Source organism: Nocardia camponoti (genome assembly GCF_014646135.1).
In the GTDB taxonomy this organism is placed as follows: Bacteria; Actinomycetota; Actinomycetes; order Mycobacteriales; family Mycobacteriaceae; genus Nocardia; species Nocardia camponoti.
The window spans coordinates 524,205-542,244 of sequence record NZ_BMMW01000004.1; the positions used below are offsets into that span (position 1 = coordinate 524,205).

16 protein-coding genes and 1 rRNA gene are annotated in these 18,040 nt (G+C 64.0%); 8 read left to right on the top strand and 9 right to left on the bottom strand.

The window, feature by feature from the left end:
- Window positions 1-141 precede the first annotated feature (141 nt).
- Window positions 142-378, top strand: coding sequence for a hypothetical protein (locus tag IEX78_RS20985; protein ID WP_188830721.1), 237 nt, complete (start codon window positions 142-144; stop codon window positions 376-378).
- Window positions 379-383: 5 nt separating this feature from the next.
- Here IEX78_RS20985 and IEX78_RS20990 read toward each other — a convergent pair whose 3' ends face one another.
- Window positions 384-1,784 (bottom strand): amidase, encoded by a 1,401-nt coding sequence (locus IEX78_RS20990; protein WP_188830722.1) that lies wholly within the window; start codon window positions 1,782-1,784, stop codon window positions 384-386.
- Window positions 1,785-1,917: 133 nt separating this feature from the next.
- On the opposite strand from IEX78_RS20990, the gene IEX78_RS20995 reads away from it, so the two are divergent.
- Together IEX78_RS20995 and IEX78_RS21000 are read left to right on the top strand one after the other, a co-directional pair.
- Window positions 1,918-3,306, top strand: a complete 1,389-nt coding sequence (locus IEX78_RS20995; RefSeq protein ID WP_188830780.1) for an AIM24 family protein — start codon at window positions 1,918-1,920, stop codon at window positions 3,304-3,306.
- 272 nt (window positions 3,307-3,578) lie between these two features.
- The gene (locus IEX78_RS21000) at window positions 3,579-4,166 is read left to right on the top strand and encodes a DUF4352 domain-containing protein (RefSeq protein WP_188830723.1); all 588 of its coding nucleotides are present in this window, start codon (window positions 3,579-3,581) and stop codon (window positions 4,164-4,166) included.
- Between the two features lie 13 nt (window positions 4,167-4,179).
- On the opposite strand, the gene IEX78_RS21005 is transcribed toward IEX78_RS21000, so the two are convergent.
- Window positions 4,180-5,475 carry a hypothetical protein gene (locus IEX78_RS21005; RefSeq protein WP_188830724.1) on the bottom strand — a complete coding sequence of 432 codons (1,296 nt, stop codon included), beginning with the start codon at window positions 5,473-5,475 and terminating at the stop codon, window positions 4,180-4,182.
- 428 nt (window positions 5,476-5,903) lie between these two features.
- Here IEX78_RS21005 and IEX78_RS21010 point away from each other — a divergent pair, with 428 nt between their 5' ends.
- Window positions 5,904-7,049: an acyl-CoA dehydrogenase family protein gene (locus tag IEX78_RS21010; RefSeq protein ID WP_188830725.1), complete on the top strand. Its 1,146-nt coding sequence runs from the start codon at window positions 5,904-5,906 to the stop codon at window positions 7,047-7,049.
- A gap of 254 nt (window positions 7,050-7,303) precedes the next feature.
- Here IEX78_RS21010 and IEX78_RS24420 read toward each other — a convergent pair whose 3' ends face one another.
- Entirely contained in the window at window positions 7,304-7,786 is a 483-nt protein-coding gene (locus IEX78_RS24420; RefSeq protein WP_229684161.1) for an Rv3235 family protein, read from the bottom strand.
- A 106-nt stretch (window positions 7,787-7,892) separates the two neighbouring features.
- Window positions 7,893-8,735 carry a DUF72 domain-containing protein gene (locus IEX78_RS21020; protein WP_229684162.1) on the bottom strand — a complete coding sequence of 281 codons (843 nt, stop codon included), beginning with the start codon at window positions 8,733-8,735 and terminating at the stop codon, window positions 7,893-7,895.
- 106 nt (window positions 8,736-8,841) lie between these two features.
- On the opposite strand from IEX78_RS21020, the gene IEX78_RS21025 reads away from it, so the two are divergent.
- From IEX78_RS21025 to IEX78_RS21040, 4 genes are all read left to right on the top strand, one after another.
- Window positions 8,842-10,062 carry an MFS transporter gene (locus IEX78_RS21025; protein ID WP_188830726.1) on the top strand — a complete coding sequence of 407 codons (1,221 nt, stop codon included), beginning with the start codon at window positions 8,842-8,844 and terminating at the stop codon, window positions 10,060-10,062.
- Window positions 10,059-10,244: a hypothetical protein gene (locus IEX78_RS21030; RefSeq protein ID WP_188830727.1), complete on the top strand. Its 186-nt coding sequence runs from the start codon at window positions 10,059-10,061 to the stop codon at window positions 10,242-10,244. The genes IEX78_RS21025 and IEX78_RS21030 overlap by 4 nt, the downstream gene beginning before the upstream one ends.
- Window positions 10,245-10,337: 93 nt before the next feature.
- On the top strand, window positions 10,338-10,883 hold the full coding sequence (locus IEX78_RS21035; RefSeq protein ID WP_188830728.1) for a YceI family protein: 546 nt from the start codon (window positions 10,338-10,340) through the stop codon (window positions 10,881-10,883).
- Between the two features lie 23 nt (window positions 10,884-10,906).
- Complete coding sequence (locus tag IEX78_RS21040; protein ID WP_188830729.1) at window positions 10,907-12,115, top strand: L,D-transpeptidase; 1,209 nt, start codon at window positions 10,907-10,909, stop codon at window positions 12,113-12,115.
- A 28-nt stretch (window positions 12,116-12,143) separates the two neighbouring features.
- Here the strand turns inward: IEX78_RS21040 and fadD32 are convergent, their stop codons facing one another.
- From fadD32 to rrf, 5 genes are all read right to left on the bottom strand, one after another.
- A complete protein-coding gene (gene fadD32 / locus IEX78_RS21045) occupies window positions 12,144-14,018 on the bottom strand; it encodes a long-chain-fatty-acid--AMP ligase FadD32 (RefSeq protein WP_188830730.1) in 1,875 nt (624 codons plus the stop codon).
- On the bottom strand, window positions 14,015-15,238 hold the full coding sequence (locus IEX78_RS21050) for a KasA/KasB family beta-ketoacyl-ACP synthase (protein WP_188830731.1): 1,224 nt from the start codon (window positions 15,236-15,238) through the stop codon (window positions 14,015-14,017). Before IEX78_RS21050 ends, fadD32 begins: the two co-directional genes overlap by 4 nt.
- 132 nt (window positions 15,239-15,370) lie before the next feature.
- Complete coding sequence (locus IEX78_RS21055; RefSeq protein ID WP_188830732.1) at window positions 15,371-16,675, bottom strand: diguanylate cyclase domain-containing protein; 1,305 nt, start codon at window positions 16,673-16,675, stop codon at window positions 15,371-15,373.
- Window positions 16,676-16,736: 61 nt separating this feature from the next.
- Complete coding sequence (locus IEX78_RS21060; RefSeq protein ID WP_188830733.1) at window positions 16,737-17,546, bottom strand: SAM-dependent methyltransferase; 810 nt, start codon at window positions 17,544-17,546, stop codon at window positions 16,737-16,739.
- A 175-nt stretch (window positions 17,547-17,721) separates the two neighbouring features.
- Window positions 17,722-17,838: ribosomal RNA gene (rrf, locus tag IEX78_RS21065) — 5S ribosomal RNA — on the bottom strand.
- Window positions 17,839-18,040: the final 202 nt, after the last annotated feature.

The window sequence follows — 18,040 nt, forward strand, 5'->3', positions numbered from 1 at the left end:
AAGCTCACGACCTGCAATCCAACGAAGTGAAGCAATTGATTTTCAAAACTCACTCACGAGCGGGCGCCACGCTGCATACTCGTGGCTACGGTGACGCGCCACCGCAGTCTTGCGTTCATCTCAATCCCGGAGGGTAATCCCATGTCTCTCGCCGTCACCGTCGGAAACGTCGACATTCTCACCCGCCACAAGTACGAGCGGTTGCAGTACACCGGTTCCGCGGGCATCGTCGCCGCGCTCGAAGACCAGCGCCTCGTAGACCGTTGGCGCGGGGAATTCCCCGCATGGACCGGCGAGCACTGGGCCTTCGACGCGGGCACCGAAAGCCCCGGCCGACTACGCCCGATCAACGTCGCGGCGCATCGCCGGTCCGCGTAACCGGCTTAGTCGAAGATGCGCGGGAACGGGCTCTCCGACTCAAGCTGGTAGGCAAGGTCAAGCAGCGTCGCCTCGTCACCGCGCGGGGCGGCGAGCTGCACCGAACCGGGCAGGCCGATCGGCAGCAACCCGTGCGGAACCGCGATGCCGGGGCCGCCACCAATGTTGTTCAGCGGTGTAAAGCCAACGTAGTCAACAAGTTTGGTGAACAGCTCGTCGAACGGCTGATTCGGATCCAACTCGCCGATGAGCGGGGAAGGATGCGAGAGCACCGGGGTCAACATCACGTCGATGCCGTCGAACTGCTCGTCGTAAATCGTTGTCCCCGAACGCAATCGCCACGCCGACGCCACGCTGGCGAGCGGGTTGCGCACCGCGACCTGAATCAGGCCGCGCGTGAACGGATCGAGACGCTCAGCGTCGAAGCTGCCGCGCTCGACAATGCGCATCGAAAGTGATTGCGCTAGCGCCATTCCCGCCCAGTAGCGCTTGAAATCGTCGACGAAACGCGGGTTGAGGTCGAGGCTCACCTCAACCAACTCGTGGCCGAGCCGCGCGAGGGTTTTCGCTGCCGAATCAAGGATCGCGCCGTTGTCGGGGTGCACTGGGCGACCGAGAATGTCGGCGCGAACGACGCCGATCCGGCGGAGCGTGTCGCTTGGGCCTGCGACCAGGCCGATCGGCGCCCACTTCGACGGCTTGCCGAAACCTTCAACGGCGGCAACGTAATTGGCGGTGTCGCGCACCGAGCGGGTCACGACGCCTTCGGCAAGCAGATTCACCGGCAAATTGCGTGCGCCCGGCTGGTCGAGCATGCGTTCGCGGGTGGTTTTCAGTCCGACAAGGCCCGTCGCCGCGGCGGGGATTCGGATCGAACCGCCGCCGTCGTTGGCATGTGCGATCGGCACCGCGCCCGCAGCGACGAGTGCGGCCGAGCCACCCGATGACGCGCCGGTTGAGTAGTTCGGGTTCCACGGGTTGCGGGTCGGCGGCGCGTCAGCGAACTCGGTGCTAGCGGTGAGGCCGAACTCGGGTAGTCGCGATTTGCCGAGCGCGATCACGCCCGAATGCAGGAACTGGGCGGCCGGTTCGCCGGTCAGTTTGGCCGGTTTGGGTGCGAACGCGACCGAGCCGTGGGCGGTCGGCAGGCCCTTGACGTCGACGTTGTCCTTGATGAACGCGGGAACACCAGCGAAAACACCGACGGTTTCGGGCGCGGTTTGCGCCTGCGCGAAGGCTTCGATCTGGACCGCGTTGAGCGTGGGATCGACGGCACGCGTGCGGGCGATCGCCGCGTCGATGACCTCCCTGCGCGATACCTCGCCCGCGCGCAACGCGTCGGCAACTCCGGTCGCGTCGAGCGTGCCAAGGGCATCGTCGGTAAAACTGTGCACCGCGTGACTCATGGGCGAATGATAATCCGAAACGCAGCGGTTTCGCATCGGTAAGTTCTTTTCGATGCCGGACGTCGCGGCGGTGGCGCGCGGTCGGGCGGCCCGGCAGTATCGAAGGCGTGAATTGTCTGCCTTCGACTTCATCATGACCGTGCTCGCACCGGGCGAAAACCGCCCCGCACCCGGGCCCGACCTCAGCGTCACCGTCGCCTGTTCCGCGCCCGTCGACGTGTCAGCGCTGCTCATCACCGCATCGGGGAAGGTGCGCGCCGACACCGACTTCGTCTTCTTCAACCAACCGAGCGCGCCCGGCGTGGTGTACCGGCACGGCAACGGCGGCCCCGACGTCGTCGACGTGCGCACTGCCGCTGTTCCCGCTGACATCGACCGCGTTGTTGTCACCGCGAGCCTAGATGGCAGGGGTCCAACGACTTTCGCGTCGGTTGGTTCGTTGACCGCGACGATTAGCGGACCGTCCGGGACCCTGACGTTCCCTGTTTCTGGGCTGACCACCGAAGCTGGCGTTGTGTGTGTCGAGATTTACCGCCGAGGGGGTGACTGGAAGGTCCGCGCGATCGGTCAGGGTTACGACAACGGATTGGCCGGAATCGCAACGGCTTACGGCGTGAACCTGGACGACCCGGAGCCCGCGTCGGCCCCCGCTGGTGGGTACGCCGCGGCACCGAACCAGCCCGGACATTCGGGCGGCAACGCAGCACCCAATCAGCCTCAACCTGGCGGCTACCCGTCAGCCCCGAATCACCCCGGTTTCTCACCTCAGCAAGGAGCTCAACCCGTGCACAGCGACCTCTTCGACCCGGCGCATGCCGAGGTCAACGGCCAGGGCATTCAGAAGCAGGGCGGCAAGATGGTCAAGGTTGGGCTCAATGGTGAGGTCATGGCCCGTGCTGGCTCGATGGTCGCCTACCAGGGCGACCTGCAGTTCCAGGCGCTCGGTTCCGGCGGCATCGGTCGCGCGATCCAGCAGCACCTCACCGGCGAAGGCGTTCCCCTGATGAAGGTCACCGGCCGCGGCGACCTCTTCCTCGCCAATAGTGCCGCTGACGTGCACATCATCGACCTGGACGGCACCGACGGCCTCACCATCAACGGCTCGAACGTCCTCGCCTTCGACTCCAGCCTGCGCTACGACATCGGCCGAGTGCAGGGCGCGGCGGGCTATTCATCGAACGCTGGTCTGTTCAACTGCGTGTTCACCGGACGCGGCCGCATCGCTATCACCACGCACGGCACCCCGGTGGTGATGAACGTCGACCAGCCAACTTTCGCCGATCCGCAGGCGGCGGTGGCATGGTCGTCGAGCTTGCAGACCGGCATCAAACGCAACGACTCCTTCGGCCTCGGCCGCCTCATGGGCCGAAGCACCGGCGAAGGCACAACACTGTCGTTCACCGGCCGAGGTTTCGTGATCGTCCAACCATCCGAACTCCCCCCGGGCGGCTTCATCGGCGGCACCGGCGGCGGCACCCAGGCCGGCCACAGCGGCGGAATGTTCGGCGGCCTACTGGGTTAGTCGACACCAACATAACGATTGACCTGCGCGAACGGTCTTTGCCACCGTTCGCGGAGGATACTTTGACCGTTGCGTGGACGTCAGGATTGCTGGTCCGGCGCAACCATTGAGGCGGCAGACCGCCAGCGGCTGCTGCTTGGCCGTGTGCGGCTGGAACGACGCGTCAGCCCACTCGCGACGGCCGTGACCGCGCCCGTTTCCGCACGCAGGGGACCTCGCGCGACTACCAAATGGAGCGCGCCGCGTCCGCGCCTGCTCGGTTAGGACAGTTCATGAAAGGGCGATTGGTTATGGTGGCCGCGGTTGGCGCGACCTTTGCGTTAGTTCAGGCGCACGCGGCGCTCGACGTTACGGCGACGCAGTCAGTGAGTTCTTCGGTTGGCGAGATCCAGCTCGTGCAAAACGGCGGCAAACTGGGATCGAAGGACAAGCCCGTCCCGCTCGGCGACACCTTCGCGGTCGGCAAAGCGTGGAAGGTGAGCATCGTCAGCGTCAACCCGAACGCGACAGCGACGGTGCTGGCTGAGAACCAGTTCAACGACCCGCCCAAGGCGGGCAACCAGTTCGTCATCATCAACACGACGGCGCAATACGTTGGCGACGACACCGCGTCGCCGTGGCTCGACCTCGACTACAAATTCCTTGGGTCGAAGGGCAACACCTACAGCACCTACGACGACAGTTGCGGCGTGATTCCCGAGCCGCTCGACGACGTGAGCGAGCTCTATCCCGACGCGACAGCGACGGGCAACGTGTGCTTCTCGGTTCCCACCGATCAGATCGGCGGCGGCAAGATCGTCGTTGAGGACGACACCACGTTCACCTCGTCAGCGAAAGCGTTCTTCGCGACGAAGAAGTAGCAGGCCGTCGCGCCTACGAGCCAGCCCGCTCCCTGCGGGCCTGGCGACGGGCCTCGCGCATTTCGTTGAGTTCCTGTTCCAGGCTCTCGGCGATGCGGAACTGGCCCGTGTCGTAAATCGATGTCGGCTCGATGGCCTCGTAGCCGAAATTGGCTTCGGCGAACGCCTTTTCGACGCGCGCCTCGATGTCGGAAATCGCGCTCTTGCGCGCGGCAGGGACCGGGTCGGGGGCCTTCACCGGCTCGACCTTGGTCGGCTCGGCCTTCACAGCTTCAACAACAGGCGCTGACGTGACCGTCTTCTTCGCGGTGGCCTTCTCGCTTGACGACGGCTTGCCGATCCCAAACCGCTTGCGCTTCTCCGTTGATCGCGCGCCGGTTGGGGGCTCGGCTGGCGTCCACGCGGGCTCGCGCGGCGGCTCGGGCAGCGGCAACAACGGCTCAAGCTGCACCGCTTCGGCGCGAATGTTCGACGGCATCGGCGGCGTGTAAGCCAAGCGAACGTTGTCGCCCGACTGGCCCTTGAGCAGGTTCTCGGACGGATCAGGTAGGTCGCGCACCTGACTTGTCGCGCGGGTAATCGCGAGACCGTAGCGCGCGCTCGCCGCATCGTGAATCAGCAGCGCGACACCGATCATCACCGGCGCGACCGCGTGCACAGCGGCATCGTAAATCCGCATATCCCGCAGGTAGGGGTAAGTATTCAAGGTGACGGTGAGCCCAAGCAGCGCAACTTCGGCAAGCGCGACCTGCCTGCGGTTGTCGATCACACCCCACTCGGCGACCTTGTTGGTGCCGACCATGATGATGATCAAACACACGCTAATCATGGCTTCAAGCAAGTAGCTGAACCAGTACAGCGGATCACTTGGACCGCCCGGCGCGATGTTGTGCTGAACGTTGACCGCCGACCACAGCATGCCGGCACCAACCACGCCCGCGAGCGCACGCAACGACCACGACCGGTGTCGATACAGCGACGCCAACTTGGCGTGCGGACTCGACTCGCGGCGCTGTGCGGCCATCGCTTTCCGGGCGAGCAGCAGATCTCGCATATCGGCCTTCTCGATCGCTTCGGTGGTCTGCCTGTTGCGGTCCGAGGCAGCCGCCATCGCCTGGGTGTGCTTCCAGCGCTGCTCGCGGTCCTGCTCGCGAATCCGTTCCGCGAGTTCACGTTCAGCCCGCAATTCGTCTTCAGAAAGCGCGTCGGTGAGCGCGGGGTCGAACTGGTAAGCCAGTCGGCCACGCGCACGTTCGACTCGCTCAGCGAGCTGACTAACGTCGTCGGTGAGTCCGGTATCGATGGTCATGCCACACCACCGACCCAGCTCGGGGAAGGCAGACGGGTGACCACACGTGTGAACGGCACACGCCATTCTTAGTCCATCCACCGTCGCGGGGGAAACCGATGCCCAGACCCGAAGGCCCAATTACGGCGCGCCGCGAGCGACACGCGCAACAATTCCCCTCTCCCGCCGCATTTTCGACCATAATCTTCGCCCCACACCGCACCCCGCTTTCACTCGTTTCCGCGCCGGAACGCCGCAGCGCGCAGCTCAATTCGCCGAGCGCGCAAGCTAAATCGAGCGCCAATCAAGCCCCCGCGCAACAGCGACCGCGTGTGGCCGCCAACAGCGCTTCATCCACTATTGTCACCGCGCCAATACTGGTGCACACTGTCTCTGTAACGCCCGGTCACACCTGGACCGGCGCTGTAGCGAGCCGCTAAGGAGACTCGATGGCTACCCCCCGGTCAAGTTGGATGAATGAGGACCTCGACGCTCTGCGCGACCTGGCCCGGGCCTTCATGGCCAAGGAACTCGTCCCCAACATCGACAAGTACCGCGAGCAGCACCATGTGGATCGCGACCTGTGGAACAAGGCGGGCGAAGTTGGCCTGCTCTGCCTGTCAATTCCCGAGGAGTACGGCGGCGGTGGGGGCACGTTCGCGCACGAGGCCGTTCTGCTTGAGGAACAGGCCCGCGCTGTCGACACCGCGTGGGGCGTGAGCCTGCACAACGGCATCGTCGCGCATTACCTCCTTGCCTACGGCACCGAAGAGCAGAAGCAGCACTGGCTGCCGAAGATGGCCAGCGGCGAGGTTGTCGGCGCGATCGCGATGACCGAGCCCGGCACCGGCTCCGACCTGCAAGCGGTGAAGGCAAAGGCCATCCGCGACGGCGACGAGTACGTGGTCAACGGCTCGAAGACCTTCATCACCAATGGCGCCCAGGCCGACCTCATCATCGTTGTCGTCAAGACCGACCCCACCGCGGGTGCTGCTGGCGTCTCGCTGGTGCTGGTTGAAGCCGACCGCCCCGGTTTCCGACGCGGCCGCATTCTCGACAAGATCGGCCAGAAGGGCCAGGACACGTCGGAACTGTTCTTCGAAGATGTGCGCGTGCCGGTGACGAACCTGCTCGGCACTCAGGAAGGCCAGGGCTTCATCCAGCTGATGCAGCAGCTCCCACAGGAGCGGCTGATCGTGTCGTTTGGCGCGGTGGCTGGCATGGAAGTGGCGCTCGACCACACCCTGCGCTACACCAAGGAGCGGGAAGCCTTCGGCCGCCCGGTGTTTGGTTTCCAGAACACCAAGTTCAAGCTGGCCGAGGTGGCGACCGAGGCCCGCATCGCGCGCGTGTTTATCGACGACTGCGTTGAGAAGCACATCCGCGGCGAACTCGACATCCCCACGGTCGCGATGGCCAAGTGGTGGACCACCGACAAGGCAATGCAGATCGCCGACACCTGCTTGCAGCTCTTCGGTGGCTACGGCTACATGAACGAGTACCCGATCGCGCGCATGTGGGTCGACAACCGCGTTCAGCTGATCTACGCGGGCACGAACGAGATCATGAAGGAAATCATCGCCCGCAGCCTCTGAGCTGAGCTGGCCGTCGACGACTTCGTCGGCGGCTTTCGCGTTTTCACCAAAGTTGTTCTGTCGCAACCGATCCCGATCGCGCATCGCTCCGAATAACAAGCGGTGCGCAGCCCTGATCCGGCGACGGAACCAGCGCCCCACCTCGCGTCGGAACATTAAGCCCAATCCTCCCCCAGTTCGGCGCGAGTCGTGATCCCCGCTTTCTTGGGCGGCGGGGATCACTTTCGGGCCTATCCCTCCCCCGATGCGCATGGTCAGTACATCCGCATCGCGACGAGATGCCAATTGCCCCTTGACCATTCGACGCGACCCGCGATCGCGAGCGTGCGCAACCCACGCCGATATACCGCGAACGCTTCGGCAGCTTCGGGCCCATCCGGCGTAAGTCGCACCCGAACCAACGTGGCCGAACCTGACTCGCGCCCAGGTACTAGGTCTTCGCACAGCATCGTGCGCACGGCGGCAAACACTCGCTCGGTGACGACCCCACGCAACTGTTGCACGGGCCGCCGATGATCAACAACTTCCAACAACAGTCGAAACACCTGTTCGGTGAATCGCTGTGCGGTACGAGCTTTTTCGACGCGTCCGAGCCCGGCTGGGCGGCACGAACCAACGCGCCGTATCGCGTGTCCGGACGCCCCGATGCGTGCCGGTCGATGATGCGCGCCGCCACCAGATTCGGTGAGCGGCTCGCAATGTGGTGCGGCGGAAAGACTGACAAATTCCCCAGACATACTCGTCCCCTTCGAGGTCTGCCCATCCACTCCCCAGTGGTGGGCCACAGCATGCCACGAGGGTCTGACAAGTTGTGCCGAATCAGCGCAGATGACCGAAGTTGTCCTAGAACAACGTCATTGGCGCATGGTCGATCGGCGTTGGCTGCGGTGGCAGCTCAGGAACGAGCGCGCGTACTTCGTCATGGAACTGCCGGGCAAGCCCACGCGCGGCGGCGTTGTCGGGCGTGTGGATGAACACTGTTGGCGAACGTCCTTCGACCAACCAGTTCGCGACAACGTCAAGCCAGGGTTGCCAGCCAGCGACGGTGCGCGCGTCGTCCGCGCGACCGTGGTACCGCACGATCGGAAACTCCCCAAGCGCGCGCATTCGACGCGGAAGGCGCGGCTTCTTCGCCCGCGCTTCGTTTTCGCTCGGATCAGTGGGCGGCCCGTCGAACAGCACGGTGGTGTCGAAGGGCACCCACTCGGCATCGATGCGCCCGAGCACACGTTCTAGTTGGGTCGCGGCGGTGTCGTCGCGGAAGAACGCGGGATGACGCACCTCAACCGCACACCGCAGCCCACTCGGCAGCAGGCGTTGAAATCGTGCGAGCGCACCCAAGTCAGTTGGCCCGAACGAAGCGGGCAGTTGCAGCCAGAGCGCGTGCACGCGCGAACCAAGCGGCGACATCGTGTCGAGAAAACTCAGTAACTCAGCTTCGATGTCGACTAACCGTCGCTCATGCGACAGCGGTTTCGGCACCTTGAGCACAAAGCGAAAATCGGGCGCGGTCGACGCCGCCCACGTTGCCACCGTCGCACTCGACGGCGTCGCGTAAAAGGTGGTGTTGCCCTCGACAGCCCCGCAGTGCGACGCGTAATCACGCAGCCGATCGGCGGGCGTCGCCGGGCGTGGCTGCCACTGCGGATGCGTCCACATCGCGCATCCGGTCGTTAGCTCACGCACTCCCCCGACGCTAGTACAGGCAGGTGAGCCACCTAAAATGAGACCGGTTGCCACCATTTCGCCCCGAGTGCGTGCCCCGGTGCGCGCGAGGTGAAAGGCGAAATCGATGACGGTGTTGGCCGAGCGGAAACCCGCCGCGCTTGGCGGTCGCGTGAAGTCGTGGCAGGCCGTGTGCGCGGCGATGGTCGCGATCGCGTGGGGCGGCAACGAGTTCACCCCGCTGCTGGTGATGTACAAGGCCAACGGCCTGCCGCTTACCGCCGTCGACCTGCTGCTTTTCTACTACGTCCTCGGCATTGTTCCCGCGATGCTCATCGGCGGACCGCTGTCGGACCGGTTCGGTCGACGCAAACTCATGCTGCCCGCGCCGCTGATCGCGGCCGCTGGCTCGCTCCTCCTCGCGATGGGCGCGGACTCCGTCCTTGTCCTCGCACTCGGGCGCATGCTTTCCGGTGCCGCGCTCGGGCTCGCGATGGCCGTCGGCGGGTCGTGGCTCAAGGAACTGTCGCAGGCCCCGTACGACACGTCCGCACCCGGAACGGGCGCGAAGCGTTCGGCAATGAGTCTGACCGCCGGTTTCGCACTCGGTGCGGTCGCCGCTGGCCTGCTCGCGCAGTGGGGTCCGCTGCCCAATTCGAGCGCATACCTGCTCAATGCCGCGCTCTGCGTCGCGGCTGGCTGTTGGCTGCTGCGCACGCCGGAAACCGTGACGAAGAAGGCGCGGGGCAGTTTCCTCGCCGACCTCCGCATTCCTGCCGCAGGTCATCGCCGCTTTTTGCGCGTCGCGGTGCCGGTCGCGCTGTGGCTGTTCACCGCCAACGCCACCGCCTACGCCGTCCTGCCGACGCTGCTGCTGCCGCGCGTTCATGCGGCCCCGATCGCGTTCTCCGCCCTCGTTTGCATGGTCACCCTCGGGTGCGGGTTCACGATCCAGTCCTTCGCCCGTCGCATCGACCGACCAGGAACCGCGCGCCTCGCGCTAATCGCGCTGGTTTTGCTCACAACGGGCATGGTGCTCGCCGCATGCACCGCGACGACGTTGAGCATCCCTGTCACGCTGGTCACCGCCGTTATTCTCGGCAGCGGCTACGGCATCGGCCTGGTCGCCGGCCTCCAGCAGATCGAACGCATCGCGGCTCCAACCGAGCTCGCTGGGCTCAACGCGGTGTTCTATTCGGTCAGCTACCTCGGCTTCGGTGTGCCCGCTGTGCTTTCGGCACTACACGGTCATCTCGGCTGGTCCTACGCGACCATGTACTTAGTCACCGCAGGACTTGCTGCCGCGTGCCTGAGCTTGGTCGCGGCTAACTACCGGGAGCGACTATGACGATCGACACACTGGCGCGTTGGCAAGATTCAGGTGCGATCTGGCGGGTACTCAGTCGGGCCGATCATGCCGTTACCGTGGGCCTTTTCGAGTGCACGGGCGGCCAGGAAGTCGACCGATTCACCTCAACAGATCCCGAGTTAATCGCCTTTTTGGCAGGCCGCGCCAGCAGCGAGGACTAAGGCACTGCTTCCGCACGGTTAGTCTTGACCCGTTATCGCTTCACGTCAGTCGGTCGCATCGCGATCGATCCGCCGAGTGAGGAGAGACCAACCATGTCCGCACCAACCAAGGGTTTGACCGCAGGCACCTGGGTCATCGATCCGACCCACAGCACGCTTCAGTTCACCGTTCGACATCTGATGGTGAGCAAAGTGCGCGGTAGGTTCACCGATTTCAGTGGAAATCTTGTCGTCCACCCCGACGGTAGCGCGGACGCGGTTGCCGAGATCAAAGTGGAATCGATCACAACCGACAACGAGCAGCGTGACGGCCACCTGCGCACCGCTGACTTCTTCGACGCTGATGCCCACCCGAACGCCACATTCAAGGCAACCGGGTTCAAGGCGTTGAGCAACGAATTCAGCGTCACGGGCGATTTCACCATTCGTGGCGTCACCAAGCCGGTCACGCTCGATGTCGAGTTCCTCGGCACCGGGCCCGGCATGGCCGGCGGCACGGTCGCGGGTTTCACCGCGTCAGCGACGATCAATCGTCGCGACTTCGGCATCACAGTTGAGATGCCGCTCGCTGATGGCGGAGCCGTCATCAGCGACAAAATCACTCTTTCGCTTGACGTAGAACTCAGCTTGCAAGGCTGAGATGAAGGAACAGGAGGAGCCGCATGCCGCGACGTTGGCTGCGGGCCGGGTCAGCACTTGCCGGAATGGCGGTCTTGATAAGCGCGTGTAGTTCTACCGCACCGTCCCCCGCACCTGAGGCGGCTCCTCCGCCCCCTTCGATTTCGATCACTCCAGCCGAAGGCGCAACCGAGATCGACCCGTTGACGCCGGTTGTCGTCACGGCGAGCGACGGGCAGCTCACCTCGGTCACGATGACCAACGAGGCGGGCAAGTCGATCGAAGGCGTGCTCACGCCTGATCAGAGCGCGTGGAAGCCTGCCGATCCGCTCGGTTACGGCCACACCTACACCGTCAAGGCCGAGGCGCTGACCGTCACCGGTCGCGTTGGTCCGGTCACGTCGAAGTTCAGCACGCTCAAGCCCAATAATCAGACCAAGGTGTACTTCACCAGCACGGGCGGGCAGTACCTGACGTCGAAGCAGAAGTACGGCGTTGGCACGATCCTTGTCGCGCATTTCGATGAGGATGTCCCCGACCGTGCGACGGCGGAGAAGCAGCTTTCGGTCACGACGAATCCGCCGGTCACCGGCTCGTGGTACTGGGTCGACGACCGCAACGCGCACTGGCGGCCAGAAAACTACTACCAGCCGGGCACCAAGATCAGCCTCGCCGCGAACATCTACGGCAAGGATCTGGGCGGCGGGATGTACGGCCAGGAAGACACGAAAGCCGAGATCACCATCGGCGACTCGCATGTGTCGATTGTCGATGACAACGACAAGCAGGTGAAGGTCTACGAGAACGGCAAGCTCATCAAGTCGATGCCGACGTCGATGGGCCGAGGCGGCACCGAGACTATCGCGGGCAAGACCATCCACTTCTGGACCCAGCCTGGCGTCTACACGGTGATGGACAAGGCCAACCCGGTCGTCATGGACTCATCCACCTACGGTCTGCCGGTGAACTCGCGACTTGGCTACAAAGAGACCATCGGCTGGGCCACGCGCATCAGCACCGACGGCATCTACCTGCACCAACTCGACGACACCATCTGGGCGCAGGGCAGCTCGAACCAATCGCACGGCTGCCTGAACCTGAGCCGAGCCAACGCCGAGTGGTTCTTCAACTTCTCCCAGCCCGGCGACGTTGTCGACATCCGCAACACCGGCGGCCCGCCGCTCGAGATCTGGCAGAACGGCGACTGGAGTGTGCCGTGGTCGACCTGGCAGGCGGGCAGCGCGCTGCGCTAACCCGCCCTGCGACAGGTGTCCTACCTCGTCACGCGTCTCGCGCGTCGGGGTAGGACTGCTGTTGGTGACCGCCACGCAGGCTGCCGTCGAGGTAGGCGTTCTTACATGCCCGTCGGGCGATTTTCCCGCTTGACGTGCGGGGAATCGACCCGGCGGGAACCAACAGCAAATCCCGCACCGTAACCCCGTGCCTTCGCGCGATCGCGGCACGCACCGCGTCGACGATCGGTTCGGGATCGAGCTTGGCCGCCCCAGTCGCCCGCTCAGAGACAATCACCAACTGCTCGGAATCGGGGTCGAGCGCGGTCCGCACCACATCCGGCAGCTGCCCGGCCCGCGCCGAAAACGCCGCGACGAATCCTGGCCGCAACGCACTGCTCGCTTCTTGGGCGGAGAACTCAAGATCCTGCGGGTAGTGATTGCGCCCGTCAACGATCACCAAGTCCTTCACGCGACCGGTGATGAACAGTTCACCCTCGTGATAGACCCCGAAGTCGCCGGTTCGCATCCACGTCGCGTTCGTCGGCGTCCCTTCGGCGTGACTGTGCCCAGGCACCCGCGCGAACAGCAGATTGCCGAAGGTGTCGATCGACTCCTGCGGGCGACCCCAGTACCCGATGCCCATGTTGTCGCCGTGCAGCCAGATCTCGCCGACCTCGCCGTCGGGCCGCTCAACACCGGTTTCGGGATCGACGATTACTGCCCACTGCGACCGCGCGACGTACCCGCACGACACCTGCGCGACGGCTGTCGGCGCGTGCTCGTCGACCTCAACAAGCTTGCCTTCGTTGAGCCGAGCCCGGTCGACGTAGATCACGCGCGCCTCGTCGTCACGCTTGGTCGCCGAAACGAAAAGCGTGGCCTCGGCCATCCCGTAGCACGGTTTGATCGCCGTTTTCGACAACCCGTACGGCGCGAACGCCTCGTTGAACTTGCGCATCGACGCGACCGAAACGGGTTCACTCCCGTTAATCAGCCCGATCACATTCGAAAGATCAAGGGAGTCAGCGTTTTTGGGGATGCCGCGCACCGCGGCGTGCTCAAACGCGAAATTCGGTGCGGCCGAATAGATTTCAGCACCGTCGCCAATCGCAGCGAGTTCGCTGATCCACCGCGATGGCCGCCGGACGAACGCGCTCGGCGACATGATGGTGATGAACTTGCCGCCGATCGTCGGCAGAATCACCGTTAGCAGCCCCATGTCGTGGAACAGCGGAAGCCAGGTCACGCCACGGGCATTGGGGGTGATGCCGATGGCGTCGATCATTTGCAGCAGGTTGGTGCCGACCGACCGGTGCGTGATCTCAACGCCGGCGGGCACCCGCGTCGAACCGGACGTGTACTGCAAATACGCGATGCTGTCGACGTTGATATCGGGCCGTTTCCAGGTTTTACCAACCGAATCCGGAATCGAGTCGACGGCGATAATGCGCGGCCGTTGCGCGGCTGGCCGATCGCGGAACAACGCGCGCACCCCGGCTGCCGAACCACCGACGGTAAGCACCGATCCGGGTTCGCAGTCAGCGAGCACCGCGTGCAGCCGGTCGCTGTGGCCCGCTTCGTCCGGATCGAACAGCGGCACCGCGACATTGCCCGCGTACACGGCCGCGAACAGCGCGACCACATAGTCGAGCCCCTGCGGCGCGAGAATCGCGACCCGGTCGCCCGGCTCGGTGACCTGCTGCAACCGCGCTGCGACCGCACGCAACCGAACACCGAACTCGCGCCAGGTGAGTTCGATGTATTCACCATCGGATTCACGCGAATAGTCGATATACCGGTAGGCGAGTTCGTCGCCATTGGCCTCGCTGTGCTTGTCGACAAACTCGATCAGCGTTTGGTCGGTCGGGACGTGAATGTTGCCGTCGGCGTCGAGGTAGTCGTCGACTGTCTCTCCGATCATTTGTACCGCCCAAACGCGAGGGCGACGTTGTGGCCGCCAAACCCGAACGAATTGTTGATCGCATAGGCGACCTGCCCGTGCCGCGCTTGCCCATGCACGACATCAAGGTCGATTTCGGGATCTTGGTTGTCGAGGTTGAGCGTGGGCGGAATGACGCTGTCGCGCACGGTCAATACCGTCAGCACCGCCTCAAGCGCGCCCACCGCGCCAATCGAATGCCCAAGCGCCGACTTCGGCGCGTACACCGACGCGTGGTCGCCCACCGCCGACTTAATCGCGTTCGCTTCCGCGGTGTCGCCGATCGGTGTGGCCGTCGCGTGCGCGTTGATGTGGGTCACGTCGGTCTTGCTGATCCCGCCGGTCTGCATCGCCCGCGACATCGCGCGGGCCGCACCCGCGCCGTCGGGAGCCGGTGCGACCAAATGGAATCCGTCCGAAGTGACGCCAGCGCCGAGCAGTCGCGCGTGAATCGTCGCGCCGCGCGCCTTCGCGTGTTCCTCGGTCTCGATCACCATCATCGCGCCCGCTTCTCCGAAGACGAACCCGTCCCGATCACGGTCGAATGGCCGCGACGCCGCTTTCGGGTCGTCATTGCGCGTACTCATGGCCCGCATTTGGGTGAACGCCGCGATCGGCACCGCCTGAATCGACCCCTCAACGCCGCCGGTGACGACCATGTCGGCGTCGCCCATCATCAGCATGCGCCAAGCGTTGGCAATGGCTTCCGAACCCGACGAGCACGCCGAAACGGGCGTGTAAACCCCAGCGCGCGCCTGCAATTCGACGCCAACGCAGGCCGCTGGCCCGTTGGGCATCATCGTCTGCACCGTCAGTGGCGACACCTTGCGGTAGCCGCCGTTGGTGAGTCGGTCGCGTGCGTAAAGCAGGGATTCGGCGCCGCCCAAGCCAGTGCCGACCGACACTCCGAGCCGGTCGCGGTCGACGTCGGGCGAACCCGCGTTGCGCCACACCTCACGGCTGAGCGCGATCGCCATCTGCTCAACATAAGAAAGCCTGCGCGCCTCCTCACGGGTGAGGACGCTTGCCGGGGATACTTTCAGATGCCCACCGATGCGTACTGGGAGCTCGAAATCGTCGATGAACGCGTCATCGAGCACGTCGATTCCGCTTTCGCCGTTGAGAAGACCCTTCCAGGTCGAATCGACGTCGCCTGCTATCGACGTGGTCGCCGCGAGGCTCGTGACCACGATGTCGGTCATTGAATTCGCTCACTCTCTCTAGCTGATACCACGACTGATCGGGAACTGCTGATGGAGCTGCAAAGAGGCACCGGATGCGACCCGGTGACGACGGGCAACACTACCGGATAGCGGCATAGTCGCCAGATCGGATTAGGCAGAAGAGCTTTCGCCACCGGGCGACAAGCGCAGCGCGCGAGCGTCGTTCTTGTTGCGGTACATGGCCGCATCAGCGGCATGCAGGAGTTCGTCGGTGACGGCGGGCGGATCTTCGCAGTACGTCGCGCCGATGCTCACACCGACCGCGAGCACGTGCCCGTCGACTTCGAGCGGGGCAGCTAGACCCGTCATCAGTTCGGCGGCCAGTGCCCCGACCTGGGCTTCGTCCGCACATTGCTCAACGAGCACGAGAAATTCGTCGCCACCGATGCGCGCGGCGATGCCGTCGTAGTTCGCGACGATCGTGCGCATTCGGTCGGCGACAATCCGCAGCACCCGGTCACCAACCGTATGTCCCCAGATGTCGTTGATTTCTTTGAAGCCATCGAGGTCGAGGTAACAGACACCGAGTGGGGGTAGTGCGGTGGCAAGGCGGCTAAACAACTGCACGCGATTGGGTAGCTCGGTCAGGGCATCGTGGTTGGCGTCATGCCAGAGCTGGTCGGCCAACTGCTTACGTTCGGTCACGTCGACGCAGACGCCGATGAGGAATTTCATCGCGCCTGCCGAATCGCGAACGGCCGACATCGATAGGTCGATATAGGTAACTTCGCCGTCGTCGGCAATGTTGGTCGTCTCGGTGCGGAAACTGTCGATTTCGCCCGAAGCCATTCGCTGCAATTGAGCGAAAGCGTGATTGAGATTCTTCGGACCAAGAATGTCGGCGACCGTCCGGCCTGGCATCGACTCCGGGCTGTGCCCGAGCATTCGCGCCATCTCCTGATTCACATTAAGGACCCGACCGGTGAGGTCAACCGTGCCGATGCCAACCATCGCGCCGTCGAATACCGCTTCAAACCGCGCTTCGGAAAGCGCGCGACGATTCTCCGATTCCTCGGCGGCGGCCAATACCGCGGCCAATGTCGCTTCCTGTTCAGCGAGAGCGGCTGAGCGCAGCGCGGCGGTGAACCCAGCGGCGAAGTCGGCGGCGAGCGCGATCGCGCGGTGCCGAATTTCGGGCAGCGCGGGGTCATCTGGACCGGACGCGACATCGTTGACAAGGTCCTCGCAGATGACGCGCACTGACCGACTGACCGCGGCTGGGTCGCGATAGTTGGCGGCGACCAACATGCGGGCGGTGCGTCGCGCGACATCAGCGTCATCGCCGCCCAAGGCAACGTCGATGAGGCCGAGCGAAAGCGCCGCCAACATATCTTCGATTTGCGACCGATTGAGGGTAGGTGCGACTACGCCGTCGAGGGCATCAGCCCATCGCCGCGCGAGTTCCCACGACCCCACTGTTGATCCACCCTGTCAGTCACTTGTTTGATTTCGTCGCCGGTCTTGGCACAGCACCGATTCATGGTTTGCGTCCCACCCCCGCCAAACCAAGGGAGTTGCCGGGCCGCTCGTGTTGGTCATGCTCGGACTCGGGCCGCCACGATGGCAGATCGACAACGCCGGGCTCAACGACATCCCACCCCTGGAACATCGGAACGATGGCGTCTTTGGGTCGGAATTGAATACCCACTCGGGTCGAATTGGCCGAGTGCTCCCCCAGTTTACCTGCGTCTTCGGGCCGCGACTCGGACGAAAGATGAGAGATTGCTACGAAACTGCCGGACGCGACGGCATCGCGAAGCGCGCCAACTTTGCCGACTGGATCGTCTTCGTCGGATACCAGATGTAGGACCGCGACCAAGAGCAGGCCGACGGGCTGAGCGAAGTCAATAAGTCCCGTTGCCTCGACCGCTTCGAGCAAATCATCCGGTTTACGCAGGTCTGCCTGGAGTGCGCCCGCACTTTCGCGTCCCGCGAGAATCGCGCGCGAATGCGCGACCGCGACCGGGTCGATGTCGACATAGAGGACGCGGGCGGTGGGATCGACCTCGTGCACGATCTCGTGCACATTGCCCGCGGTGGGGATGCCCGAGCCCACATCGAGGAACTGGCGAATGCCCGCGTCGATCATGAACCGCACCGAACGCCGCAAGAACGCGCGGTTACTTAGCGCGAGGCGCGGCAGGTCGGGAACGAGCTTCGTTCCGGCCTCGGCAGCCATGCGATCAACCGCGAAGTTATGTGAGCCACCCAGCAGCGCGTCATACATTCGCGCGGGACTTGCCTTCATCATGTCAACTTCGTCGGGTGACCAAGCTGGTCGTTCCATCCCGCAACCCCTGTCTATCCCACCTAGACCCCGTGGCACCCGCTACGGAGCAAGTCGAATACTAAACCCAGGCAACGAGTTGGGCATACTGGTCACCCGACTGGGTGCAGAATTTTTAGCCCAGAAATGCCGAAAGGCCCCCAGCACAATGCTGGGGGCCTCACGGAGAAAATTGTTCCGGCGGTGTCCTACTCTCCCACACCCTGTCGAGTGCAGTACCATCGGCGCAGGTGGCCTTAGCTTCCGGGTTCGGAATGGGACCGGGCGTTTCCCCACCGCTATAACCGCCGTAACACTATGAAACTAGACAGCGCTCCCCACCCAAATGCGAAACCCGAATTCTCATCAGGAATCACACTGTGGTGAGTGTGCTGCAGTGTCTGTTATTTCAGATACCGCACAGTGGACGCGTAACACCTTCATAAAGTAAGCCCTCGGCCTATTAGTACCAGTCACCTACACCCGTTACCGGGCTTCCAGTTCTAGCCTATCAA